Here is a 24,490-nt window from a genome sequence, read left to right on the forward strand (position 1 = left end):
TATTATCGTTCATCAACAGGCGAAAAAGAGGCTTATGGCTGGACGAATTCCGCGTTCATTTATCAATGACTTACTCGCTCGTACCGATATCATTGATTTAGTCGATGCAAAAGTCCCGTTAAAAAAACAGGGTAAGAACCATCACGCTTGCTGTCCTTTTCATAACGAAAAAACACCATCATTTACTGTCAATGGTGAGAGACAGTTTTACTATTGTTTTGGTTGTGGTGCCCATGGTAACGCCATCGATTTTCTGATGAATTACGACAAATTAGATTTTGTCGAAGCGATAGAAGAGTTATCCGCATTACATGGTCTGGATGTTCCTTACGAAAAAGGAACCGGAACCAGCCAAATTGAACTCCATCAGCGTCAAAATTTGTACCAATTGATGGAAAAAATAAATCAGTTTTACTGCGCTGCCTTAAATCATCCATCGGCCAATAAAGCCAAAGATTATTTAAGCCAACGTGGTTTAAGTGCAGATATTATCTCGCATTTTTCGATTGGTTTTGCGCCCTCAGGCTGGGACAACCTTCTCAAGAAATTTGCCGTGAACCCAGAAAGCCGTCAGCAACTTGATGAAGCGGGCATGCTGGTCACTAATGATAATGGTCGCGTTTATGATCGCTTTAGAGAGCGAGTCATGTTCCCGATTCGGGATCGTCGCGGTCGCGTAATTGCATTTGGTGGACGGGTGTTAGGCGATGCGTTGCCGAAATATTTAAACTCTCCAGAAACCGATATATTCCATAAAGGTCGCCAACTTTTCGGTCTTTATGAAGCCACACAAAATAGTAGTGAGCTTGCAAAATTACTTGTTGTTGAAGGCTATATGGACGTTGTAGCACTCGCACAGTATGACATCCGCTATGCGGTTGCATCACTTGGCACCTCTACAACCTCTGAGCATATTCAATTGCTCTATCGCTCAACAGATACGGTAATTTGCTGTTATGACGGAGATAGAGCAGGAAGAGAAGCCGCTTGGCGCGCGCTTGAAAACGCCCTTCCCTATCTGACCGATGGTCGACAACTCCGTTTTATGTTTTTGCCTGATGGCGAAGACCCAGACTCATTGGTACGCAAAGAAGGAAAAGACGCCTTTGAGCAACGTATGGAAAATGCGCAAAGTCTTTCCACCTTTTTGTTTGACTCTTTAGTTCCCCAAGTGGATTTAAAAACCCAAGAGGGTCGAGCAAAAATTAGTAAACTTGCTATCCCATTGATAAAACAGATTCCGGGTGAAACTCTACGTCTTTATATGGCACAAGAGCTAGGAAATTTCATTGGTATACCGGATATTTCCCAAGTTCTTGCTATGATTGATAGAGAGAGTACTGAGCCAGTTAACTATCAGGCACCCAAACTGAAACCAACAACAATGCGCATACTTATCGCGTTGTTGGTGCAAAATCCGAACTTTTCGGAGCTTGTTCCCTCGCTAGAGGGAATTGCCCATATCCAAATGCCGGGGCTTTCTCTATTTCAGGAATTGGTTGAAGTTTGCCGTTCCACCCCCGGAATGACCACTGGGCAGTTGCTAGAACGTTATCGTGATAATAATTTCGCGAAACAACTTGAAAAACTCGCAACATGGAACGATATAGAAATAGAGGAAATAGCGGAAAATACCTTTATAGATGCTCTAAATCATCTATTTAATAGCGCCCTCGATGAGCGTTTCGACTATCTGATAGCGAAAGAACGAACACAAAGGCTGACACCTGAAGAGCGCGAAGAAGTCCGTCTAATCACTCTTTCACGAGTGAAAACTTAAAGCATCCAAAAAATAGTATACAAAACGGCTTAAGTGCCGCAAATAACAAGGCAAATGCCTGTAAATGCTACGAAATATAAAGGGCGTAGCGCGTAGTCAAATGTCCCTTTAAATGTTCTTGTTGGCCGTTAGTTTCGCCGACCGACACCAATTTAAATACTCAGAAGTGTGGATACCGTCTTATGGAGCAAAACCCGCAGTCACAGCTTAAGCTACTCGTCACCAAGGGTAAAGAGCAAGGTTATTTAACCTATGCTGAGGTAAACGACCATCTGCCGGAAGATATCGTCGATTCGGATCAGATTGAAGATATCATCCAGATGATTAATGACATGGGCATCCAAGTCATGGAAGAAGCACCTGATGCCGATGATTTAATTTTGGCTGAAAATACTTCCGACACGGATGAAGATGCGGCTGAAGCTGCAGCTCAAGTATTGTCCAGTGTTGAAAGTGAAATCGGCCGTACCACTGACCCAGTGCGCATGTATATGCGTGAAATGGGAACTGTCGAACTTCTTACCCGTGAAGGTGAGATCGACATCGCAAAACGTATCGAAGATGGTATCAATCAGGTCCAGTGCTCTGTTGCTGAATACCCTGAGGCTATCACCTACTTACTTGAACAGTATGACCGCGTCGAAGCTGGCGAAAGCCGCTTATCTGACCTCATCACTGGGTTCGTTGACCCAAATGCGGAAGAAGATTTAGCCCCTACAGCAACCCACGTAGGTTCTGAACTTCCACAAGAAGAGTTAGATAAAGACGACGAAGACGAAGAAGATGAAGACGGCGATGACAGCGATAGCGATGACGATAACAGCATCGATCCTGAGTTAGCGCGTCAGAAATTCTCTGATCTTCGCGAACAATATGAAAAAACTCGCACCCATATTAAACAATATGGTCGTAGCGATGCGAAAACTGCGGCTGCTATCGAGCAATTGTCCGAAGTTTTCAAAGAGTTCCGTTTAGTACCTAAGCAGTTTGACTATTTGGTCAACAACATGCGTGAAATGATGGACCGCGTTCGTATGCAAGAACGTACCATCATGAAACTGTGTGTTGAACAGTGCAAAATGCCTAAGAAGAACTTCATCACCTTATTCAGTGGCAATGAAACCAGCGAAACTTGGTTAACCGCAGCAAAAGCGATGAACAAGCCGTGGTCTGAAAAACTACTGGAAGTGGAAGAAGAAGTTCTGCGTTGTCTGCAAAGACTGCGTCAAATCGAAGAAGAAACTGGTCTGACTATCGAACAGGTTAAAGACATCAACCGTCGCATGTCTATCGGTGAAGCTAAGGCTCGTCGTGCGAAGAAAGAGATGGTTGAAGCAAACTTACGTCTGGTTATTTCTATCGCGAAGAAATACACCAACCGTGGTCTGCAGTTCCTTGATTTGATTCAAGAAGGTAACATCGGTCTGATGAAAGCGGTTGATAAGTTTGAATACCGCCGTGGTTATAAGTTCTCAACTTATGCAACATGGTGGATCCGTCAGGCTATTACCCGTTCTATCGCTGACCAAGCACGTACAATCCGTATTCCGGTTCACATGATTGAGACCATCAACAAACTGAACCGTATCTCTCGTCAAATGCTGCAAGAGATGGGCCGTGAGCCATCGCCAGAAGAACTGGCAGAACGCATGCTAATGCCGGAAGATAAAATCCGTAAAGTACTGAAGATTGCGAAAGAGCCAATCTCCATGGAAACGCCAATCGGTGATGATGAAGATTCACATTTAGGCGATTTCATTGAAGATACCACATTAGAGTTACCGTTAGATTCTGCAACGTCAGAAAGCTTACGTTCGGCAACTCATGAGGTTCTGGCTGGCTTAACCGCGCGTGAAGCGAAAGTCCTGCGTATGCGTTTTGGTATCGACATGAACACTGACCACACCTTAGAGGAAGTGGGCAAACAGTTCGATGTAACCCGTGAGCGTATCCGTCAGATTGAAGCGAAAGCGCTGCGTAAATTACGTCACCCTAGCCGCTCAGAAGTTCTGCGCAGCTTCTTAGACGAATAAGCCGTAAACATCTTCAAGCCTACAAAACCAAACACCTGCTTCGGCAGGTGTTTTTTTTATCTGTCACTCACACTTAATTTTTTGCTGACGTTTAAACATTAACGCTAATGAAAGCAAAATGGCCAACGCTCCACCAAACATCGCTAAATTAAATCCCGAAACAAAGGCTGAGCGCGTTGCTTGCTCAATCATCGTCGATGAAATATTTCCATGTTGGTTAACGAGCTCGATAATCTGCTCAGTGGAAAGCTGAGTATTAATCTGTTGATTACTCAATAGTAAATCAACCGCTCGGTGAGTCATTAGTGTTCCCAATAAGGCGATGCCCAGAGTCATGCCCGTTTGTCTCAAGGCATTCATCACCGCAGATGCTATCCCTGAATAAGCCTTTTCAACACTCGACATCACCAATGCACCTATTGCCGGCGTCGCCATTCCCATGCCCGCCCCCAAAATAAATAACGTAACGGCAATAAGGAAATAGTCGGTATCCGCATTCACTCGCGTCAATAATATGGATGACAGAGCTATCAGCAAGAAGCCAATAATCATAATGTTACGGACACTGTATCGCCCGGAAAGCCGACCAAAATGGAATGAAAACAGTGCCATCGCGATAAATTCTGGCGCCATCCGTAAACCCGCTTCAAATGCTCCCCAACCTTGCCCTTTCTGTAAGAACAGCGCGATAAAAAATACATTACTGTAGGTGGCAAACCCGAGAGCAAATGACGCCATATTATATTGAAAAAAATCAGAATTTTTCTTGAATAGATACAACGGCAATAAAGGGCGTGGCACTTTCATTTCCACAGCAACAAAACCTAATAATGCCACTGTGCCAAGCGCTAAGCTTCCCAAAGTCGATGGGTTATTCCAACCGAGGTCCCCTGCTTCAATTAACCCATAGGTGATCCCCCCAAGAGCAACAATACTCAGCAACTGACCAACCGGATCCAACGCCGCTTTATCAGGATCAGCACTTTCCGTAATCCCTAATACCCCCAACACCAAAGTCAGCAAACCAATCGGAATATTGATGATAAAGATGGTTGTCCAATCAAAGGTATCTACCAGAAAACCACCTAAGATAGGGCCAATGATCAGTGATAACGCGCTAACTGCCGACCAGATACCAATGACTTTAATTCGCTCAATATCATTACTAAATGCCTGCGTAATAATAGATAGCGCCCCTGGGATCAGCGCCGCGGCGGCAATGCCTTGGACAGCACGTCCAAATAGCAGCCATTGGATATTTGACGCCAAAGCACAAATTAACGATCCCAATGTGAATATTGCGATCCCCATCAACCACACTCTCTTACGTCCATAACGATCACTTAGAGGCCCGACGGAGAGGATCAATGCCGATAAACACAATGCATAAGCATCTATAACCCATTGTAACATTGAAAGATTAGTGGACAGTTCTTGCCCTATTGCAGGGAGCGCGACATTCACAATACTAATATCGAGCGTCGCCATAAACGTTCCCAAGCACACCGCGATAATCAAAAAAATTCGTTTCATTCTCTTATTCCCACTTTCGATCTTTTCCGCATGTTAGATTGCAACCGACCGACGGTCAATCAATATTGAGAATAAAAATTATTTGCAATTAAAATGAGAAATTCTTTGTTAGCTAAGTATAAAAAAACGGTCTATTGACCGTTTCATATTCCACTAAGTAACTATTCTTTCAAAACTTGGGTTATTTCACCGGTGTTTCATGCAGGTATTTCCAAGTGCACTTTTCATTTTCAACATGAATACACGCAGTTGAGATTCGTAACGATGAAACGCCTTCATTGGTCTGTAATTCTTGGTACTGTATCCAGCAATCACTCTCTACCTGCTGTATTGGCACTATATTCTGAATTGCGATGGTCAAATGAGGCTTTTTGCCAGCAAGTTGACTAAACAACGCAATGACATCTTTGTGGGCGATCCCCTGCCCTTGGATCGTGACCATTTTAAAATCAGGAGCAAAGCTATTCAGTAAAAGCGTTAAACTCTCCCCCTGATTGCGCCCTGTAAATACATCCTCAATGACCACATGTAAATCAATCACACTTTGTACTGCCAGCGACATTTTAGCGTCCATCTATTTTCCCTTAATGACTGAAATTAACGATAGCAGCCCCAGAATAGCTGCAATGAAAAACGTATATTGGTAACGAACTAACTCTGAAGAAAATGAAACAAGGTTAAAGAGGGAAATTAATACCACCGTTCCCACACTAAAAGCCACCTGACGGTTAATATTCCACAACACACTACCTTGCAATAAATCCTTATCTTTAAAGTCTATTAATGCACTAATTTGCGCCGTATTCGCACTGATCCCACCGCCTGTTCCCATTAATAAATAAGCCATAATGAGCAACATTAATTGGCTTTGGTTATCGACCCAAAACAGAGTCAAGATCCCAATGCTATGCACAACGATACCCGCAATAAATAGGCTTCGCTTACCTAGACGATGATAAAAATAACCGCCAGTTACCATGGAAATCAAAGCACCCGCCGCATATACCAGCATAAACATGCCCGTTTGTTGTGCATTAAATCCGATATTATTTTGTAGATTAAAAATATTCAGTAAATTAACGCCCGTAAAAATTCCCGGCACCGCGTAATAAACAATAAAACCATTACGTAAATTATAATTCTTGAGTAATTGCAGGTTTAAAATCGGTGCTCGGCATTTCTTTGCGTACTGTAAATATACAATCAGCAAAGCGGCAGAAAGCGCAAAACTCAATAATGCAAGGGCTAAACTTTGGTAATCATTATAAAAGGAAAATGACATCAATAAGCTCAGTAAACTGAAACTGACTAACAGCAAGCCAATAATATCGGGCTTTTCTCGCACCTGCTTTTCACTGGATTTTACCCAGCACCAAGCCAACAATGCCGCCAGCAATGAGAACGGAAGATTAGCAAAGAATACCCACCGCCAAGAAAGAGAATCGATAATCATGCCACCAATTGCCGGAGAAAATGCTGGGGCAATTAAAGCAACCGTCATGATCATCGTGGATATCTTTTGGCGTTCTTGATTAGGAAATAGAGCAAACACTAAAGCCTGCCCAACTGGAATTAATAACCCCCCAGCAATTCCCTGAATAAAGCGCCAGAAAATCAAACTATAAATAGAATCACTAAATCCACATAGCCCAACGGAAAGGGAAAATAACAGCATTGAGTAAGCAAGTAGCTTACGCACCCCCAAACGACCCGCTAACCACAGGCTAACAGGCATAATCAGCACGAGCCCTAAAATATAGGCATTCGCCACCCAAGAGACCATCGACTGGCTCGCCGAAAATGCCGAAGCGATATCTGGCAATGCAATGGCAGACATAAAAATATTAATACAATCAATGAAAAAGCCGAGAAGAAATACTGTAGCGATTTGATAACGGTATGACATAGCTACCTCCAGTCGCCAAGAGTAGAGTGCCGCCCTTCTCCTGTCGATGCAAAGGAAGTAAAATCATTGTTTAACACAATCAAACAATCGAATGGATTATGCAAAAAAATCTCAAGCAAATTACCAGCTTTCTTCAAGTTGTAGACTCGGGTTCATTTACCAAAGCCGCAGAGATCTTAGAGCTAAGCCGTTCGATGGTCAGTATTGATGTTAAACAGCTTGAAAAGAGCTTAAATGTCAGCTTATTGGTGCGAAATACCCGCAATATTGCACTCACTGAAGTGGGGAAATATTTTTATGATGATTTTAAACGGATTCAATTACAGATAGAGGAAGCCTTTGAGAGAAGCCAAAATTTAGCAACCAACATAACTGGCACATTACGTTTCTCTTCAACCAATGAATTTGGGCAACGCTATATTTTGCCTTTACTCCCAGCATTTTGCCGGCAATACCCTCAACTACGCCTACAATACAGTTTTAACTCTTCTTTTGATGACCTATTAGCTGAAAAGCTCGATATTGCGATTCGATTAGGAAATTTAAAAAACTCCTCATTAAAATCCCGTAAGCTCGGAGAATATGCAATTTATTTGGTCGCCACACCCCAGTTTGCCAATCAATGCTCCATTAAAAATATCGAGGACTTAGCGCATATTCCGTGGGTCACACATTCGTTACTGAATTTGCAAGATAGCCAATATATTCTGCAGAATTGTCACGGCGAAAAGTTTGGGTTGCCCTTATTAAACAGCCAATATGAATCCAATTCAGCAGAAACCATCCGCCAGTTGGCATTAGCCTCATTAGGTGCGGCTATTTGCCCCGCGTGGCTGATTGAAGAAGATTTAAAAGCACAGCGATTAGTGCGGTTGTTGCCTGAATTCGAGCTACCGAAACAAAACATTCAATTGCTTTATCCCAATACCCAAACTCTACCCGCCAAGACACGGGCATTTATTGAGTTTTTGGTGGGAAAGTTAAAAGAATAATTAATATCTACGATGAGATTTAGAAATGACACCTATAATTTCATCTGTTCTTTTCACTAAAATGAACTGAGATTTTGATTTTTTAAAAATCATAGCTGTTTTACTGAAACTCTCTTCATGCCCACATTCATGATAATTATTATTTAAACTTAATTCTTTACAGATATTTTTAAATTTATAGTCAGTTAAATCTATAGCGATACTTTTTCCATCAACATCGATTAAATTTATTATAAAATTAAAAATATCTTTATGTTCTAGAACTGATAAAACTTTGCCATCTTTATTCTTCACTAAAATAAATCTTGCTTTAGGTATTTCTGATAAAAAGATATTCTCATTTATTTCAATAAAGTCATTATCACATCGTTCACTAAAATGTGGTCTAGGCTCACCAGTCGGACTAGGTGATGTACGCAGCATTTCATTCACAGTGGAATAGTGCTTAACCCATCTACTTGTTTCTAAAGAAATCCAATTAATAACGTCAATTACTTGAGAGTGCAATGTTGAAATATCTAAATCATGAATAGGCTCGTAGTGAGCAATTCTATTTCTAAGTTTATTAATATTTTTAATTATCTTTTGAAATTCTTTTCTTGTGGTTATGTGATGGGGCGTCAATACTTTCATATTTTTCTGCCAAAACACTCTGTCATATTCTGCTCTAAATAAATTAGACCAAAAATCGAAAGATAACTCAGCAATGACATTTTCAGTATGCTTCATATCACACCGTCTAAATGCGGTATCAAGACTATTTAAACTTTCCGATGTTAGATTAGAACGAAATGCCTGTTGATTAGCCCAATCATCGCCATATAATATTTTAAATATTCTATTGATTCGATTTCTTAATGACACCTCTAACATATGTAATGGAAATAAAAAGGCTTTGGAAATTCGGGCATTATATAAATATAAATTAAATGCATATATTTCATTAAAGCCCGCTTTCTTTAAATAAGCCGAAAATCGATTATCCGAAATATTTTCTTTTATTGTATTTATATTACTATCATAAATATAAGTGACTTGACTTTCTGCCATATCCCTCTAGAATCCCTATCAGAGCAGTTGATGTGGTCCCTCTGTAAAACATGCACCCTCAACAATCTATTTAGAGCCCCGAGATAGGCATATTGTCCCTCTCGGGGTTTCGCATTTCTAGGGCATCATAACCTTTTTAAAATAAACCAATCAATATCGAAACCTCTAATACCGCTATTGTGGAGCCACTGTCCACACCTTGGTACACACTTTCTCTAGCAGCGCTTTATTGTGGCTAAAAACAATCATCGCAAGAGGGCGTTGCTGTGAAATACGGATCAAATGCTGCCACACTTCCTTTTGAAGATGGGCATCTAATTGGGCTGTGATTTCATCGGCGATCAACACTTTGGTACGAGGATCGAGGGCGCGAAGTAAAGCTACCCGCGCCAGTTCTCCGCCCGATAACTCGCTGGGGCGTCGCTCTAACCATTGCGGTTTGATGGAAAGATAATCTAACCATTGGGCATCCGGTTCCCACGCATCACGAACACTGGAACCCACGGTACGATAGGGATTAAAGCTTTTTTCTGGGTGCTGGGGGACTAGCTGGATTGGGCAATAACCGCGATGGGGAACTGGCGCACCATTCAATAAAATTTGTCCATGTGTTGGTTGTTGCCACTGACCCAGCACACGTCCTAGCGTCGTTTTCCCAAATCCACTGGGAGCGGAAATACCCAGCCGTTCATTGTCTGCTAATGACAAATTCAGGTTATCCCACAATGTCCTACCCGCTTGCTCAATACGCAGATTTTGAATCTCTAGCATCTGGCTACCTCCACTCATCCAACATCATAAATTGATGTTCAGGCAGGGCATTCCATAAAGATTGGATCCATTGTCCGCCACCACCTTGTTTGAGTTTTTGGCTACTCAGTACTTCTTCAAGCGCACCATTACGCAGTAGTGCCACGCGATCGGCGAAACGCACCGCCATAGAAAGGTCATGAGTTACCCATAACACACCGCGGCCATCGCGGCATAAGGATTTGATATTATCGAGCAACTGCGCAGCATGCTCATCATCCAGCCATGAAGAGATCTCATCGGCGAGAATATATTCCGCACGCGAAAGTGTGGCGCTGCTCGCCAATACCCTTTTTGCCATTCCTCCTGAGAGCTGGCTTGGGTAGTGATTCACTAGGCTCGATTGCAAACTGTATTCTTGTAGGTGTCGTGCCACATCGTGCATTTTTATATGCTGCCCACTGAGTACCGCGGCGCGTTCGAGCTGAGGACCAATCTGAATTAATGGATTTAACGCACTCACCCCTTGGGGCACATAGCACAACGAATTCCCGCGATACTGAGATTTGGTTTTCTCCGTCAGGGCTTGACCATTCAGTTCGATATTCCCTTTGCAGCGCATATTCTCTGGCAATAATCCTAATGCGCTTTGTAGTAATAAACTTTTGCCTTCACCACTGCCGCCAATCAGCGCCACCATTTCACCAGGTTGAATATCCAATGAAATATCTTGCAGTAATGGAGACCATTGCTTTTTGCCCAACCAACGATATTGCGCCACATCAATGGTCAGATTTTCAAATTTCAGCATGTTGCTCCCCTTAACCACAATTGTTGAGCCGATTTCGCAAATTGGTCAAATAGTAGAACTAACCCCATCAATGCCGCACCGGGGAAAACGACCATCCACCATGCACCAGTACTCAAATAACGTAACGCTTCAGAAAGCAGGATACCCAGTGATGGCTCATGGGGTGCGAGCCCGAACCCGAGGAAACTTAGTGCGGCGCTGTGTAACACAGAATGCGGAAACATTAATAATGTCCCAACCATCCATTGAGGAAGTAACATCGGTAAATAATGGTAGCGTAAACGCTCAAACGCGCTGTTACCTATACGATGGGATAGCATGATGTAATCAGTTTGCTGAACCCGTAGCAGTTCTGAACGCAAGATTAATGTCAATTTAGGCCAGTGGGTTAATGCCACCGCCCAAATCACCCCCATCTTTCCGCCACCCAGCGTAAAGCAGATCAGCACCAATAGCAGTAAATGTGGTAGAGCAAGGAGCGCATCAATAATACCGCGTACTACATAATCCATGCTTTTATTGAGTGAAGATAACCCCGCCATCACCAAGGCGATAATGCCGCTGGTTATCGACGCGGTTAAACCAATTTGTAAACTGGTAGCAAGCCCTTGAAATGTACGCTCAAATAAATCGCGCCCTAAATTATCTGTCCCAAATAAGTGCAGTAATGACGGCGCCTGTCGCCTATCGAGCAAGCTCATTTCAATATCAGACGAAAGCAACCAAAAAGCGTAGCCACCTAATAAAATCAGGCAACTTAATGAAAGGATTAATTTAATCAGTGCGCGATTAGGATTATAGGTCATGATTCTCTTATCACTCCCTTATTCACCCGTTTCAATAGCAAATCCGCCATCGTATTACTGAAGAAAATCAGCACGGCGCACAGCATCACAATCCCCATTAACAATGGCACATCTCCGCGTAATCCAGCATCAATGGTGGCTTGTCCTAACCCTGGGTACGCAAACACTTTCTCCGCCAACAATGCGCCACTAAAAAGCTCGCCGACAGAGGCAAACTGCAAGCAAATCGCAGGGGTGATAGCGTGTTTAAGCACATGGAAGCCCATCATTGACCAGCCTTTATCCCCTTGCGCTTGTGCGTAATGAATAAATTCGCTATTCATCACTTCAGCCACTTTGGCGCGGGTGTGTAAGGCAATGGTACCCACGCCCAACATGCCAAGGGCAATGACGGGTAAAATTAAATGCTGAACTTTTTGTGAGAATGTGGCGGTCTGTTCATCTAAGCCTATTGGCCATGCGCAGCAAATTGGCGCCCATTTTAAAGAAACCGCGAACAGAGACAGCAGCAATAAGCCTATCCAAAAGACCGGGATTGAGGCGAGTAAATAACAAAATGCCGAAATGATTTTGTCAGGCCAGCGGTTTAAGTAGCGCCCTGCAACTAACCCAAGCCCGAACCCGACCACGCCGGAAAATACCCACGCACTGCCGAGCAAAGCCAGTGACGGAACAATACGGTCAGAAATCACTTGTAAAACAGGGGTATTGTACAACATCGAATACCCCAAATCCCCTTGAAGCATTTGTGAAAACCAGCGCCAGAACTGCATCCAGAGCGGTTGGTCAAGCCCCCAACGCGCTGCAATCAGCGGGTATTGCTCCGGGGGCACATGCATCAAGTCGTTACCAATATAGGCTTTGATCGGATCAATCGGCGAGTAACTTAGTAGGATAAAAATCCCCAGCGCGGTTACCGTTAATAAGCAGATAAATCGCAATAAAAGCCCAAAGGTTGTTCGCATTACTTACAAGTCCACTTCCATTCATCGACGTTATTCAACACAGACCAAGAGCCGTGAATTTCAGGAGCACTTTTACCTAAATCAACACATTGATTTGATAAGTAAATATGCTGAACATTCATCAACCATGCCCATGCTGCATCCCCTTGAATGCCAACGCCCACTTTGCCATTCCAGTCCACTTGCTGCCATAACGGGATGGCGGCATCCTGGTCTGGCTGACGCAATGCTTCTTCGATAATTTCATCCACTGCGGGATTTTTATAGTAACCGGCGTTATAGAAACCGACACCCGCAGCTTTGCTGCTGTAGTTATGGACTAACTCCATTGGGTCGAGGCTGCCCCAGCCAAACAGTGTCGGGTTAGCATGCATATGCAATTCAACCGTTTCCCAGCTACCTGATTTTAAATCCATTTCAATACCGAGCGGTTTTAAGCTTGAGCGAATGGCTTGGGCTAAATCGCGGCGAGTCGTGTCACCACTGGCATACCACAGGGTTAATTTCGCTACTTTGCCATTTTTCTCTCTTAAACCGTCTTTATTTAGCTTCCAGCCAGCCTCTTCCAAAATGACCTTCGCTTTGTCTAAATCCCCATCTTTGAATGACGATTTAGGGTTATTCCAAGGTAACCCAGCAACACCGGTATAAGCCGGAACAGCAAAGCCTTCAAGAACAGATTCCGCGAGCAACTTGCGGTCTAATGCATAGTTAATGGCTTTACGAATAGCCACATCGGAGGTGATATCATTACCGATTGGGTTGCCCTGCGCATCTTTTTCGCCAGCAGGCGGGATTGGGAATGAGATCCCTCGGTTTTCGACGCTGTAACGCTCAATTAGCTTCATGTTAGGGACATTATTAGCATTGCTTGCCACGGCAGGTGGAATGCGCACAACTTCAAGCTGAGCGCTCTGGGCAGCAGCAAATGCGGCATCTTCATCAAGGAATACAAACACCATTTTGCCGTAATCATTTTTAGGACCGGCATAGTATGGGTTTTGCTCAACAATCAGTTGTTGACCCGGTTGGAAAGCCACTAAACGGTATGGGCCTGCCCCAATCGGCTTATGCGCGTAAGTTTTTGCATCGTACTTATCCGCAGAGACGATCCCTAACGATCCCAACACATTAATAAAGGTACTTTGTGGGGAGGATAAAGTGATTTTCACGGTCAGCGGATTAACTTCTTCGGCTTTCGCGAAATTACCCATATCCACTTTACCGCCGCTCGCCGCCGCATTGTTGTAGCTGAAGACCACATCTTTTGCCGTTAGCGGTGAACCATCCGAGAATTTCAGATCCTTTTTCAAGGTCAGTATCCACTCTTTACCATCCGCATTATGCGTGTAGCTTTCGAGCATATAACTGTGCCAAGAAAGATCCGCTTTTTGCTTTAAGAGTGGACTATGCAGGAGCAAGTAACTACCGTGGCTCCAACCCAACATTGGGTCAAAACCTTCAGTGGGTTCTGCGCCAATGGCAAGTCGTAAAGTGTGTGTAGATGATGCTGGCTCAGCCGCTTGTGCTTGCAGGGTAAATCCCATTAAACACATGGCAACCGCTAATTTTTTAATCATATATCCCTCTAACCGGTGATTTTTTCATTTCGGTACCCTTTTCAGGTACCGTTTTTAGGGTACAAATAACTAACAAATTCGAGGTAATGGCTCGCTATGCGGCAGATCTAACAGTCGGGAAGCGCCAAAAATGCCCACCAGCTTCACCTGTTTATTCTCTGTCACACAACCAATGGTTTTGGCATTAACGCCTAATGGATGTTGACGCAATACGGCTAAAACTTGCTGTTCCGCATCGGGTTTCACCACAATCACTAATTTGCCTTCGTTGGCAAAATTAAGGGGTTCTAAACCTAATAACTCGCACACGCCACGAACGGCGGAAGAAACGGGTAAATCCCCTTCATTGATGGAAATACCGCAACCACTGGCTTGCGCAAATTCATGCAAAATAGCATTTACACCACCACGAGTGGCATCACGCAGAGCACGCACACCATCAATATCACGCAAAGGCTCAATAATCGGGGTTAAAACCGCGCAATCACTACTAAGCTGACCTTCCAGGCCTAACTGTTCACGCAAGTTTAAAATGGTCGCACCATGATCGCCCAGTGTTCCACTGACAATCACTTTATCCCCCGCTTGAATTTGCTGCGCACCCCAATGAATTTCGGTTGGGATCACGCCAATGCCCGCAGTATTGATAAACACTTTATCCGCCGCGCCACGCTGTACAACCTTGGTATCTCCCGTCACGATCTGCACTCCCGCCGCTTTAGCGGTTGCCGCCATGGATTCCACAATGGTTTGCAAATCTGACAGTGGCAGACCTTCTTCAAGGATAAAACCACAAGAGAGGTATTTGGGAACAGCGCCGCTAACCGCCACGTCATTCACCGTGCCGCAAACTGCCAGTTTCCCTATATTGCCGCCCGGGAAAAAAATAGGGTCAATCACATAGCTATCGGTACTGAATGCTAAACGGTTACCTAATGCGGTCATTTCCGCGAGAGAAAGGCGTGCTTGGTCTTCGCGTTCATCGAGAGCTTGGTTAGCAAAAGCCTGTAAAAACAGCTGTTCAATCAGCTGCTGCATGGCTAAGCCCCCACTACCATGAGCCATAGTGACCACGTTTTTAGAATCCGAGCTCATTTTACGCCTCCCGACGATATTGGTAATACGCGGCGCAGGCTCCTTCAGAAGAGACCATCAACGCGCCAAATGCCGTTTGTGGTGTACAGCGTTGCCCAAACAGCGGGCATTCATTTGGTTTACAGCGCCCCGTGAGCACATCACCACAACGTGCTTGAGGGTCATCCGACACTTGATGAGGCTGGATATTAAAACGCAGCTCTGCATCAAAGGTTTGGTAATCAAGAGTTAACTGCACACCTGAACCTGCAATTTCCCCCAATCCACGCCACTCACTGGTGGCTTTCAATTCAAACACATCGTTCAAGGCTTTTAGCGCTAACAGATTGCCTTCATCCGCCACAATGCGCTTATATTGGTTTTCCACCTCACAGCGACCATCCGCAATTTGATCCACCAACATAGCAAGAGATTGCAAAATATCGAGAGGCTCAAACCCAGTGACCACCAGCGGTTTATGGAATTCTTGGGTAATAAATTGATAAGGATGAGCGCCAATCACCATACTGACGTGCCCCGGCGCAAGGAAGCCATCAATTCGCACATCAGGCTGTTCAAGCAGGCTACGAAGGGTTGGGATAATGGTGATATGTTGGCAAAATACCGAAAAGTTTTTCACTTGGCGCAGACGCGCTTGTTGTAGTGTCAGCGCGGTACTCGGCATGGTGGTTTCAAATCCCAGTCCGAAAAATACGATTTCACGCTCAGGGTTTTGCTGAGCAAGATTTAATGCATCTAAGGGTGAATAAACAATACGCACATCTGCGCCACGGCGTTTCGCATCCAGCAAAGAGCCATTTTTACCCGGCACACGCATCGCATCGCCATAGGTGCAGAAAATCACTTCAGGACGTTCAGCAATTTCAATGCAGCCATCAATTCGTCCCATCGGCAGTACACAGACTGGGCAACCCGGTCCGTGCACAAATTCAATTTCAGGAGGAAGAAGCTGGTCAATACCAAATTTGAAGATGGCGTGGGTGTGACCACCACACACTTCCATTAACTGTAATGGGCGCTGCTTGGCTCTTGGGATATCCGCAATACGCTTGCGGATATGCGCCAATAAGGCTTTTGCCAAGGCAGGGTCGCGAAACTCATCGACGTACTGCATCTGTTGCTCCCGAATTTAGCCCTGTAAAGTCTCCCACTTCATGGTCTAACTGGCTCATTGCCGTTAGCGCATCAAGGGTGGCTTGAGCCTCTTCTTCGTTAATCACACTCATCGCAAAGCCAACGTGTACCAAGACCCATTGACCTAGCAGGTCCGCGGTGTCCCCTTCACAAATCAGCCCAATGTTCACATCGCGTTTTACTCCACAGACGTCAACTTGCGCTAATTGGTGGACATCTTCGCCCACCGCGACGATTTTGCCCGGAATTCCTAAGCACATAGTTGAGTCTCCAACCATGCTAACCAAGCATCCATCCCTTCACCGCTAGTGGCAGAGACTTTGATCACTTGGATATTCGGATTCACCCGTTTTGCATTGGCAATACAAGCGTCTACATCAAAATGCAGGTACGGCAGTAAGTCGATTTTATTAAGGATCATAATGTCTGACGCCGCAAACATATGCGGGTATTTCAAAGGCTTGTCTTCACCTTCCGTGACAGACAGCACCGCAACTTTATGACGTTCACCCAAATCAAAACTCGCTGGGCAGACTAAGTTCCCAACGTTTTCAATAAATAGCAGGCTGTTCTCATCCAAACCTAAACGGTCAACCGCATCATGCACCATTTGTGCATCTAAATGGCAACCTTTGCCTGTGTTCACTTGAATCGCCGGCACGCCCGTTTCACGAATACGCTGAGCATCATTGGTAGTCTGTTGATCCCCTTCAATCACCGCGCAGTTCAATTTGTCACGCAGACGCAACAGGGTTTCAGTCAGTAAGGTGGTTTTACCGGAGCCAGGGCTTGAAACGAGGTTCAATGCCAAAATATTTTTTGCCGCAAAATCTTCGCGATTGTGCTCGGCTAGATGGTTGTTTTTATCCAGAACATCCATCTCAATTTGTAGCATGCGTTTTTGGCTAATGCCCGGCGCATGAGTTCCCGCTTCACCTTGTCCATAATCGAGGTCATGGTGATCACCTGCGGGGGCAAAAGTGGATTCCGCTTCATGACGATGATCATGATCATGGGAATGCGGATGCTCGTGCTTATGTTTATGCTTATGTTTTTCAATCTTCACGCCACAGGTTTCGGGCTCAGATTGATAGTAGTGGTTCACATCACCTTGATGATAATAATGATGATGAATAATCACCGTTTTACCACTATGTTCTGCTGCATGAGAGTGGTCATGGTGATGATGGTCGTGGTCATGATGATCATGGTCATGTCCATGAGAATGGTGATCATGGTGATGATCATGGTCATGAGGGTGATGGTGATCATGTCCATGGTGGTGGTCATGATCATGGTGATGTTGGTGCTCATCACCTTCAATTCTGCGCTCTCCCGAAGCACAGCCACAAGTACTACACATAATGATTACTCCATAAGTGAGTGATGAAGTTAGCTTAGTGCAACATCAGAAAAATAGGTTGATTCACCGCAAGGTCAATTCACAATTTTCGCTCTAAATCACACAAAAGGTTCTTAGATCAAAAATCTATTCGATTTCTAATTCTTTGATTCGCAGGCTGTCACCGTTCTCAACTTTGAGGTTAAAACCGTGACATTTAGGGCAAGCGGCGTCGTGAGTGTGGACATCAACACTTTCACTACAATCCCAACACCATGCTTGAGCAGGACGATACAGGATGTGCAATTGACTACCGTATGCCACGGTTCCGCGGCACGCGATATCAAAACAAAAACGAAGGGCGCTCTCTTCAATACAAGAGAGCGCACCAATTTCCAACCAAACGCCGGTCACCTTTTTCACCTGATGCTGTCTAGCTTGCTGTTCAATGATCTCAACAGCACTTTGGCATAAAGAGACTTCATGCATTATTGGTCTCCCAGATAACGAGCGAACACAGCGCGACGTTCCGGCGATTTAGGGACATTAGGATCCGTCACAGGTAAAGAGAGCAACATCCGCGCGCAGTCATCAGCCAGATGTTCACCCTGCGTTGCAGTTAGCTTTCTGTCTAATGGCGACATTAATGAACACGCCAAATATTGAGTTAGCCCTTCCAGTTCCCCAACGGTGTATGTCATTTCGCCGTAAGGGAGAATCAAACCAAGTTTCTCCCCAACAACACGATGCTCCCAATATTGGTCAGGACCCGGCAGGATGATCGCACTCAACATCCAAGGGGTGATAACCGCCCCTACCCATTGATTTTCAAATAACGAAAATGCACTGGCATAGATGTCCATTGTCGGATGCAAGAAGGACAAATCATGCATCGATTGCTGAGCGACTCGTTCAAAAGCAGCCTGAACCAGAGGCTGTGGGTTTTGAGAGTAACCTTGGATTTCTTTTGGCATGGATTCACTAGGCATGGAGACTCTCTTCTTTTGCGATAATCTCTAACCCTTCACTGCGTAGCACTTCAATCACTTTTTGCAGTGCAGGCTCTAATGCGGCTTGCCCCGTTTCTGTTAAACCAATTGCTGGTTCTAACGACTCAGGCACAATCCCCACCAGTGTCAGACGCTTCGGAAATTCATCGGTTAGGTGCAGCGCCGATAACACATCGGAAAGCCCTAACTGATGGGGTGAGATTTTACGGGTAAACAGCGCGGGTACTTCAGCATCGCGCAGTACCAAAATGCTACCGGGCTGCTGACTCGACAGCACCACATCCGCAATAATCAAATGGTCACGATCCGCCATAGCGCCAATCAGCTCCATGCCTGCCGTTCCACCATCCAATACCTCAACACATTCTGGTAAGTGATAACGCTCTTCGAGTGCTTCAACAATGCGCACACCGATGCCTTCATCACTCAGCAAAATATTGCCAACACCTAAGACTAATATACGCATTACAGCACCTTCACCTTGGTCACTTCGGAGCCTTCTGTATCGACGATATGCACCGCACAAGACATGCATGGGTCGAAGGAGTGGATCGTTCTGACGACTTCCAATGGTTTAGATGGGTCAGCCACCGTAGTTCCGACTAGCGCTTGCTCATAAGGACCTGGTTCATCATTGAAATTACGTGGACCCGAGTTCCATGTAGATGGAACAACCGCTTGATAGTTTTCAATTTTACCGTCTTTTACCACCACCCAGTGGGATAACAGACCACGAGGCACTTCACCAAAACCAACCCCTTTGATCACCGTATCTTGTGGGAAGTTTGGTTTGATAAAGGTGGTGTGATCGCCTTTACCGATATTATCCACCAGAGCTTGCCATTGAATAGACAAGGTTTCGTTTAATACGCAGCAACGAACTGTACGACCAATAATGCGACCTAATGTTGATTCGAGCTGGTCTTTAGTGATCGTGTTGCCTGTTAAGGTTTGGTATAAACCGACGACATCGTTAAAGTGTTTTTCAGTTGGCTCATGTTTCGCTGCCAGTTTGCACAGCAAGTCAGCCAATGGACCCACTTCCACGGTTTTGTCGTAGAAGGTTGGTGCTTTAACCCAAGAGTATTTACCGTCATCTTCCCAGCCAGTGTAGTCAGGAATAGTGGTGCCTTCCCAAGGGGCTTGCGGCTCGTTATCTTTGTACCATGCGTGCTTGCTGCTCTCTTTAATACCGTTAATCAGGTATTCATCAGTGTGGCTAGTGATTGGGCGATAAGTACTGAAATCCCCATTTTCCAGATAACCACCCGGTAACAAGAAGCTGCCATTTTTGTTGTCCATTGGCATTTCAGGTACACACATATAATGTTTGGCACCTTTACCCATTTCTAACCATTCTGGATAACCCGATGCGATCACTGCCGCGTCGATTTTGTACACTTGCTCGATAAAATCCCCTAAACGGTCAATAAAGGATTTCACGTACATTAAGCGCTCAAGGTTAAGTACACCAAGACCATCAAGGTTGATTGGGTTAGCAACACCGCCCACCGCTAAGTTTTGAATATGCGGTGTTTTACCGCCCAGCAGTGCCACGATACGGTTGGCATCACGCTGACATTCCAGCGCTTGCAGGTAGTGAGCCACCGCAATTAAGTTCACTTCTGGCGACAATTTCATCGCAGGGTGACCCCAATAGCCGTTAGCGAAAATACCTAACTGACCGCTGGCGACTAAATCTTTGATTTTGTTTTGAACACGGGTGAACTCTTCAGGGCTGTTTAACGACCATGTAGAGACCCCTTTAAGCATATTCGCCGCTTTGGTTGGGTCAGCTTTTAATGCAGAAGTAATGTCTACCCAGTCCAGCGCAGATAACTGATAAAAATGCACAATATGGTCTTGGATAGTATGCGCAGCCAAAATCATATTACGGATATATTGCGCGTTAACAGGCACTTCAAGATTCAGTGCGCTTTCAATCGTACGCACAGAAATAATTCCGTGAACTGTGGTACAAACCCCACAAATACGCTGCATGATCATCCATGCATCGCGGGCATCTTTCCCTTTTACAATCTCTTCCATACCACGCCACATGGTGCCGGATGCCCACGCTTTAGTGACTTTTCCATCTTCGATTTCGCAATCAATGCGTAAGTGACCTTCGATACGAGTTACCGGGTCGATAGTTATACGTTGGCTCATGCTTTACCTCGGGCCTGAGAAGGACTTGAATTAGATTTTTTTATTGCTGGAATAATCGGTAATAGGCGAACTAACAAGATGTATGCGCACACCTCGATGGCCACAAAACCGATGGAAATTAATATCTCTTCTGCGGTTGGGAAATAGTCATATCCACCGCCAGGATTGAAGGCGATCAGTGAGTAGCTCATACGCCATAGCGCAGAACCCAGTAACATGCTTAATCCACTGATATATAACCATCTTGAGTCAGTACGCAGGGATGGCATACGGAAGATAATCAGCGGGATCACCATTAATGCAGTCTCAATCCAGAACATCATGGCGTAGAAATCCATCGCCATCACATAGTGCATCTTGCCGCGGTAAATCAGTTCACCGAAACGGCAAACCAAAAACAGCACTAAGAACACTTGAAGGATATTGGTTAACTTAACAAACAGAGGTCGTTCATCAGCCCCTTGCCCTTTTAACGCTGACTGCAATAAAGAGCCTTCAAAAATCACAATGGAGAAACCCATAATAAAGGCGGTCAGTAGCGATAATAACGGCAACATTTCATAGCTTTGCCAAATCGGATGAACCTTGTGCCCTGCGGCAATCATCAGTGAACCCATAGAAGATTGGTGCATCATTGGCAGTAACGCGCCCAATGCGATGATGAAAAACATCACTTTATTCAGGCGTTTTAATGACACTTTCCAATTAAAGCGTTCACAAATTGCAGGGGCAAACTCCAGCGCCATGACACCGATGTAGATAGTCATACACACTGCGGTTTCAAACAGCACAGAGTTGGTATTAAAGTACCCTGGAATATAGAAATAAGGCAGGTTCCAGTAGCGACCCACGTCGATAGTGATAGATAAACCACCGAGAGAGTAACCAAATAGACTCGCCAACAGTGCAGGACGTACTAACGGGTGATATTCACCGCGGTTAAAGACATACACTGCCCACGCTAACGCCCATCCACCACAGGCAAAACCGGTACCAATCAGTAAGTCGAAGGCAATCCAGATCCCCCATGGGTATCCGCCGTTCAGGTCAGAGACTGAACCCAGACCAAACACCAAACGTTTTACAATCAAAATCAGGCACAGGATGACAAACGGTCCGAAGACAATCACTGGCCAACTGACTAAACGCCCACCTAGCGGCTGTTCTTTATCATGCGTTGCCATTAGAGTCGTCCCCCTTGTCCTTAGGATTTTGGTCGTCATGATTTTGGTCGTCATGCGTTTTATTGCCATGAGACTTGTCGTCATGAGAATCATGATTCTTGGTATTGCGATACACTAAGAAACTCAGTCCCGCTAATGCCGCGAGAGGCAGAACCATGCCTTTATACAAGGTGTGCTGAACATTTTCAGAGCGTGCACCGGTTGCCAGTTCATCTAGCTCTGGCAGTCCCAGATTTTGATATGGCACACCAGAAAGCACCATGACCTGAGTACCACCGCCTTCCAATTCACCGTAAATATGCTGTTGGTATTTCGGTGCTGGCATCACGTTCGGGTCATTGTGATGGACAGTTTGGCGAGGGAAGCCATACTCTTCACCCGCTTTCAGCGATAAACGTTTTTTCGCTTCGGCGAGAAGCTCTTCACGGGTACCAAAAATCACCGCACCTGTTGGGCACACTTCAACACAACCAGGTAAACCGCCTTTATCTAAGCGTTCTACGCCTTTTTGGTTACACAGTTCACATTTATGGATGGCACCAAATTTGTCGTCATAAGCATATTTAGGGATGTTGAATGGACAACCCACCATGCAATAACGGCAACCCGTACAGATATCAGGGTCGTAATGCACGATGCCTGTTTTCGGATCTTTGGTGAGCGCAGAAACAGGGCAAACAGAGACGCAGTTAGGATCAACGCAGTGCATACACTGTTTTTTAATGTAGGCGTAGCCATCTTTTTCCTGATCTTTATGCAAGCCTGAGCCATCGCTCCACACTTGAATCACGTTGTTGGTGTATGGCGTCAGTTTGTCATTGTTTGACCATGTTTGAGGACCAACAGGGTTGCGCTCAGGATGGTTAATATCCTGACACTTGGTGACGCACGCCTGGCACCCAACACAGAGTGTCGAGTCATACAACATGCCCAACGCATTTGGAATTGGCGGCCTATTTTCCGCTCCCGCCAAGCTCGGCGAAGTGGTGCTTGCAAGCAGCGCTCCCCCAGCTGAGAGCTTAAGGAAATTTCGTCTATCCACGGTTATTCTCCCCGTGAGTTGGTATCATTTTGACGTTTTTGACGCCCTAACTCACGTACAGCCATCACACTGACACCTGCCACCAGACCGACTACACCACCGATTAAGCCCACGGCAGTTGCAGAAACTTGTCCACCTTCTTTGTTATTCAAATCCGGTTTTTCGGAACGTGGTGTTTGGTTTTCCACATTCGCTAATTGGTGGATACCTTTGTGGAAGCCCACATTTTCTTCGTTACAGCCGTAGCATGGATGCCCGATTGCCACTGGCCACACGCCGCCAACGTCGCAAAATTGTAGGGTTGAACAGTTGCCGTAAGTTTCTGGCCCTTTACAGCCTAAATGGTATAAACACCAACCTTCACGGTGACCAGCATCGCCGAACTCTTTTGCGAAGCGCCCCGCATCAAAGTGTGGACGGCGTTCACAGTGTTCATGAATTAATCGACCGTACGCGAACATTGGACGATTTTTGCTATCCAACGCTGGTGGACGGTTATAGGTGATCAGGTGGGCAACTGTTGCTAAGAAGTTATGTGGGTTTGGCGGGCAACCCGGAATGTTGATAACGGTTTTATCTTTGATAACTTCATTTAAGCCAACCGCGCCTGTTGGGTTATCCCCAGCTGCCGCAACCCCGCCCCAAGAAGCGCAAGAACCGATAGCAATAATCGCAGCCGCGCCTTCAGCTGCCATGCGGATATGCTCAACGATAGGTTTTCCTGCCACCATGCAGTAAATGCCATCATCTTTCAGTGGAATCGAACCATCGACCACTAAAACATACTTACCTTTATATTTTTCAATAGCATTGTGCTTGTTCTCTTCAACCTGCTCACCAAAAGCCGCAGAGAGAACTTCGTGATATTCGAGAGAAATGGTATCGAGAATTAAATTTTCGAGGGTTGGGTGAGTCGCACACAGCAACGATTCTGTGCATCCTGTACACTCTTGAGCACCAATCCAAATGACGGGTGGACGTTCTGGATCACTCACCGCATCAGCCATTTGAGCGGCGGCTTTTCCACTTAACCCCATTGTCGCAGCAAGCGCTGTACACAACTTCATAAAGTCACGGCGATTAATGCCATGGGGAGAAAGAATAGAGTTATCTCCTGCCATTTCTATTTCCTATTATGAGTGGCTTAGAGCCTATTTATTAGGCTATTTTTCTTTACGATTTTGCATTCAAAAAATAAATAAAATCCGCCACATATTAGAAATATGCATAGGAATTTAGGTATTATTTGTATTCAAAATCGCTTCACCAATTACACCTAATAAGCTGAGGCCTTATTAGAATTACCTG

Annotated in this window: 23 protein-coding genes; 3 read left to right on the forward strand and 20 right to left on the reverse strand. The window is 45.0% G+C overall.

Annotated elements, in window-relative coordinates; all coding sequences use genetic code 11:
* Positions 1–34: 34 nt before the first annotated feature.
* Together dnaG and rpoD are read left to right on the forward strand one after the other, a co-directional pair.
* Positions 35–1,780 carry a DNA primase gene (dnaG, locus tag M5X66_RS14485; protein WP_270103677.1) on the forward strand — a complete coding sequence of 582 codons (1,746 nt, stop codon included), beginning with the start codon at positions 35–37 and terminating at the stop codon, positions 1,778–1,780.
* A gap of 182 nt (positions 1,781–1,962) precedes the next feature.
* A complete protein-coding gene (gene rpoD / locus M5X66_RS14490; protein ID WP_036956252.1) occupies positions 1,963–3,813 on the forward strand; it encodes an RNA polymerase sigma factor RpoD in 1,851 nt (616 codons plus the stop codon).
* A 63-nt stretch (positions 3,814–3,876) separates the two neighbouring features.
* Here the strand turns inward: rpoD and M5X66_RS14495 are convergent, their stop codons facing one another.
* The 3 genes from M5X66_RS14495 to M5X66_RS14505 all read right to left on the reverse strand — a co-directional run bounded on the left by M5X66_RS14495 (position 3,877) and on the right by M5X66_RS14505 (position 7,252).
* The gene (locus M5X66_RS14495) at positions 3,877–5,346 is read right to left on the reverse strand and encodes an MFS transporter (RefSeq protein ID WP_270103678.1); all 1,470 of its coding nucleotides are present in this window, start codon (positions 5,344–5,346) and stop codon (positions 3,877–3,879) included.
* A gap of 181 nt (positions 5,347–5,527) precedes the next feature.
* On the reverse strand, positions 5,528–5,920 hold the full coding sequence (locus M5X66_RS14500) for a hypothetical protein (RefSeq protein ID WP_036956250.1): 393 nt from the start codon (positions 5,918–5,920) through the stop codon (positions 5,528–5,530).
* Complete coding sequence (locus tag M5X66_RS14505) at positions 5,921–7,252, reverse strand: MFS transporter (RefSeq protein WP_036956249.1); 1,332 nt, start codon at positions 7,250–7,252, stop codon at positions 5,921–5,923.
* 98 nt (positions 7,253–7,350) lie between these two features.
* On the opposite strand from M5X66_RS14505, the gene M5X66_RS14510 reads away from it, so the two are divergent.
* Positions 7,351–8,244 carry a LysR family transcriptional regulator gene (locus M5X66_RS14510; protein WP_108478462.1) on the forward strand — a complete coding sequence of 298 codons (894 nt, stop codon included), beginning with the start codon at positions 7,351–7,353 and terminating at the stop codon, positions 8,242–8,244.
* Here the strand turns inward: M5X66_RS14510 and M5X66_RS14515 are convergent, their stop codons facing one another.
* From M5X66_RS14515 to hybO, 17 genes are all read right to left on the reverse strand, one after another.
* A complete protein-coding gene (locus tag M5X66_RS14515; RefSeq protein ID WP_154637129.1) occupies positions 8,245–9,294 on the reverse strand; it encodes an Abi family protein in 1,050 nt (349 codons plus the stop codon).
* A gap of 174 nt (positions 9,295–9,468) precedes the next feature.
* On the reverse strand, positions 9,469–10,065 hold the full coding sequence (locus M5X66_RS14520; RefSeq protein ID WP_195848027.1) for an ATP-binding cassette domain-containing protein: 597 nt from the start codon (positions 10,063–10,065) through the stop codon (positions 9,469–9,471).
* Positions 10,066–10,069: 4 nt separating this feature from the next.
* Positions 10,070–10,855, reverse strand: coding sequence for an ATP-binding cassette domain-containing protein (locus tag M5X66_RS14525; RefSeq protein WP_036956244.1), 786 nt, complete (start codon positions 10,853–10,855; stop codon positions 10,070–10,072).
* Positions 10,849–11,661 carry an ABC transporter permease gene (locus tag M5X66_RS14530; RefSeq protein ID WP_108478459.1) on the reverse strand — a complete coding sequence of 271 codons (813 nt, stop codon included), beginning with the start codon at positions 11,659–11,661 and terminating at the stop codon, positions 10,849–10,851. The genes M5X66_RS14525 and M5X66_RS14530 overlap by 7 nt, the downstream gene beginning before the upstream one ends.
* The gene (locus M5X66_RS14535; protein WP_036956240.1) at positions 11,658–12,626 is read right to left on the reverse strand and encodes an ABC transporter permease; all 969 of its coding nucleotides are present in this window, start codon (positions 12,624–12,626) and stop codon (positions 11,658–11,660) included. The genes M5X66_RS14530 and M5X66_RS14535 overlap by 4 nt, the downstream gene beginning before the upstream one ends.
* Entirely contained in the window at positions 12,626–14,206 is a 1,581-nt protein-coding gene (locus tag M5X66_RS14540) for an ABC transporter substrate-binding protein (RefSeq protein WP_442959370.1), read from the reverse strand. Before M5X66_RS14540 ends, M5X66_RS14535 begins: the two co-directional genes overlap by 1 nt.
* A gap of 69 nt (positions 14,207–14,275) precedes the next feature.
* Positions 14,276–15,301 (reverse strand): hydrogenase expression/formation protein HypE, encoded by a 1,026-nt coding sequence (hypE, locus tag M5X66_RS14545; RefSeq protein ID WP_270103679.1) that lies wholly within the window; start codon positions 15,299–15,301, stop codon positions 14,276–14,278.
* A 1-nt stretch (position 15,302) separates the two neighbouring features.
* Complete coding sequence (hypD, locus tag M5X66_RS14550; protein ID WP_270103680.1) at positions 15,303–16,415, reverse strand: hydrogenase formation protein HypD; 1,113 nt, start codon at positions 16,413–16,415, stop codon at positions 15,303–15,305.
* Positions 16,399–16,695: a hydrogenase maturation factor HybG gene (gene hybG / locus M5X66_RS14555; RefSeq protein WP_036956233.1), complete on the reverse strand. Its 297-nt coding sequence runs from the start codon at positions 16,693–16,695 to the stop codon at positions 16,399–16,401. Before hybG ends, hypD begins: the two co-directional genes overlap by 17 nt.
* Positions 16,686–17,798: a hydrogenase nickel incorporation protein HypB gene (gene hypB, locus M5X66_RS14560; RefSeq protein WP_036956231.1), complete on the reverse strand. Its 1,113-nt coding sequence runs from the start codon at positions 17,796–17,798 to the stop codon at positions 16,686–16,688. Before hypB ends, hybG begins: the two co-directional genes overlap by 10 nt.
* A gap of 126 nt (positions 17,799–17,924) precedes the next feature.
* Positions 17,925–18,266: a hydrogenase maturation nickel metallochaperone HypA gene (gene hypA, locus M5X66_RS14565; RefSeq protein WP_270103681.1), complete on the reverse strand. Its 342-nt coding sequence runs from the start codon at positions 18,264–18,266 to the stop codon at positions 17,925–17,927.
* Positions 18,266–18,751 (reverse strand): hydrogenase-2 assembly chaperone, encoded by a 486-nt coding sequence (hybE, locus tag M5X66_RS14570; protein WP_036956414.1) that lies wholly within the window; start codon positions 18,749–18,751, stop codon positions 18,266–18,268. Before hybE ends, hypA begins: the two co-directional genes overlap by 1 nt.
* Before the next feature lie 7 nt (positions 18,752–18,758).
* Positions 18,759–19,253, reverse strand: coding sequence for a HyaD/HybD family hydrogenase maturation endopeptidase (locus M5X66_RS14575; RefSeq protein ID WP_036956228.1), 495 nt, complete (start codon positions 19,251–19,253; stop codon positions 18,759–18,761).
* Positions 19,253–20,956 carry a hydrogenase 2 large subunit gene (gene hybC / locus M5X66_RS14580; RefSeq protein WP_108478454.1) on the reverse strand — a complete coding sequence of 568 codons (1,704 nt, stop codon included), beginning with the start codon at positions 20,954–20,956 and terminating at the stop codon, positions 19,253–19,255. Before hybC ends, M5X66_RS14575 begins: the two co-directional genes overlap by 1 nt.
* Positions 20,953–22,140 (reverse strand): Ni/Fe-hydrogenase cytochrome b subunit, encoded by a 1,188-nt coding sequence (gene hybB / locus M5X66_RS14585; protein WP_036956223.1) that lies wholly within the window; start codon positions 22,138–22,140, stop codon positions 20,953–20,955. The genes hybC and hybB overlap by 4 nt, the downstream gene beginning before the upstream one ends.
* Positions 22,127–23,182 (reverse strand): hydrogenase 2 operon protein HybA, encoded by a 1,056-nt coding sequence (hybA, locus tag M5X66_RS14590; protein WP_036956220.1) that lies wholly within the window; start codon positions 23,180–23,182, stop codon positions 22,127–22,129. Before hybA ends, hybB begins: the two co-directional genes overlap by 14 nt.
* Positions 23,183–23,184: 2 nt before the next feature.
* Positions 23,185–24,303 carry a hydrogenase 2 small subunit gene (gene hybO / locus M5X66_RS14595; protein WP_036956217.1) on the reverse strand — a complete coding sequence of 373 codons (1,119 nt, stop codon included), beginning with the start codon at positions 24,301–24,303 and terminating at the stop codon, positions 23,185–23,187.
* Between the last annotated feature and the right edge of the window lie 187 nt (positions 24,304–24,490).

It is taken from the genome of Providencia sp. PROV188, from assembly GCF_027595165.1.
In the GTDB taxonomy this organism is placed as follows: Bacteria; Pseudomonadota; Gammaproteobacteria; order Enterobacterales; family Enterobacteriaceae; genus Providencia; species Providencia lanzhouensis.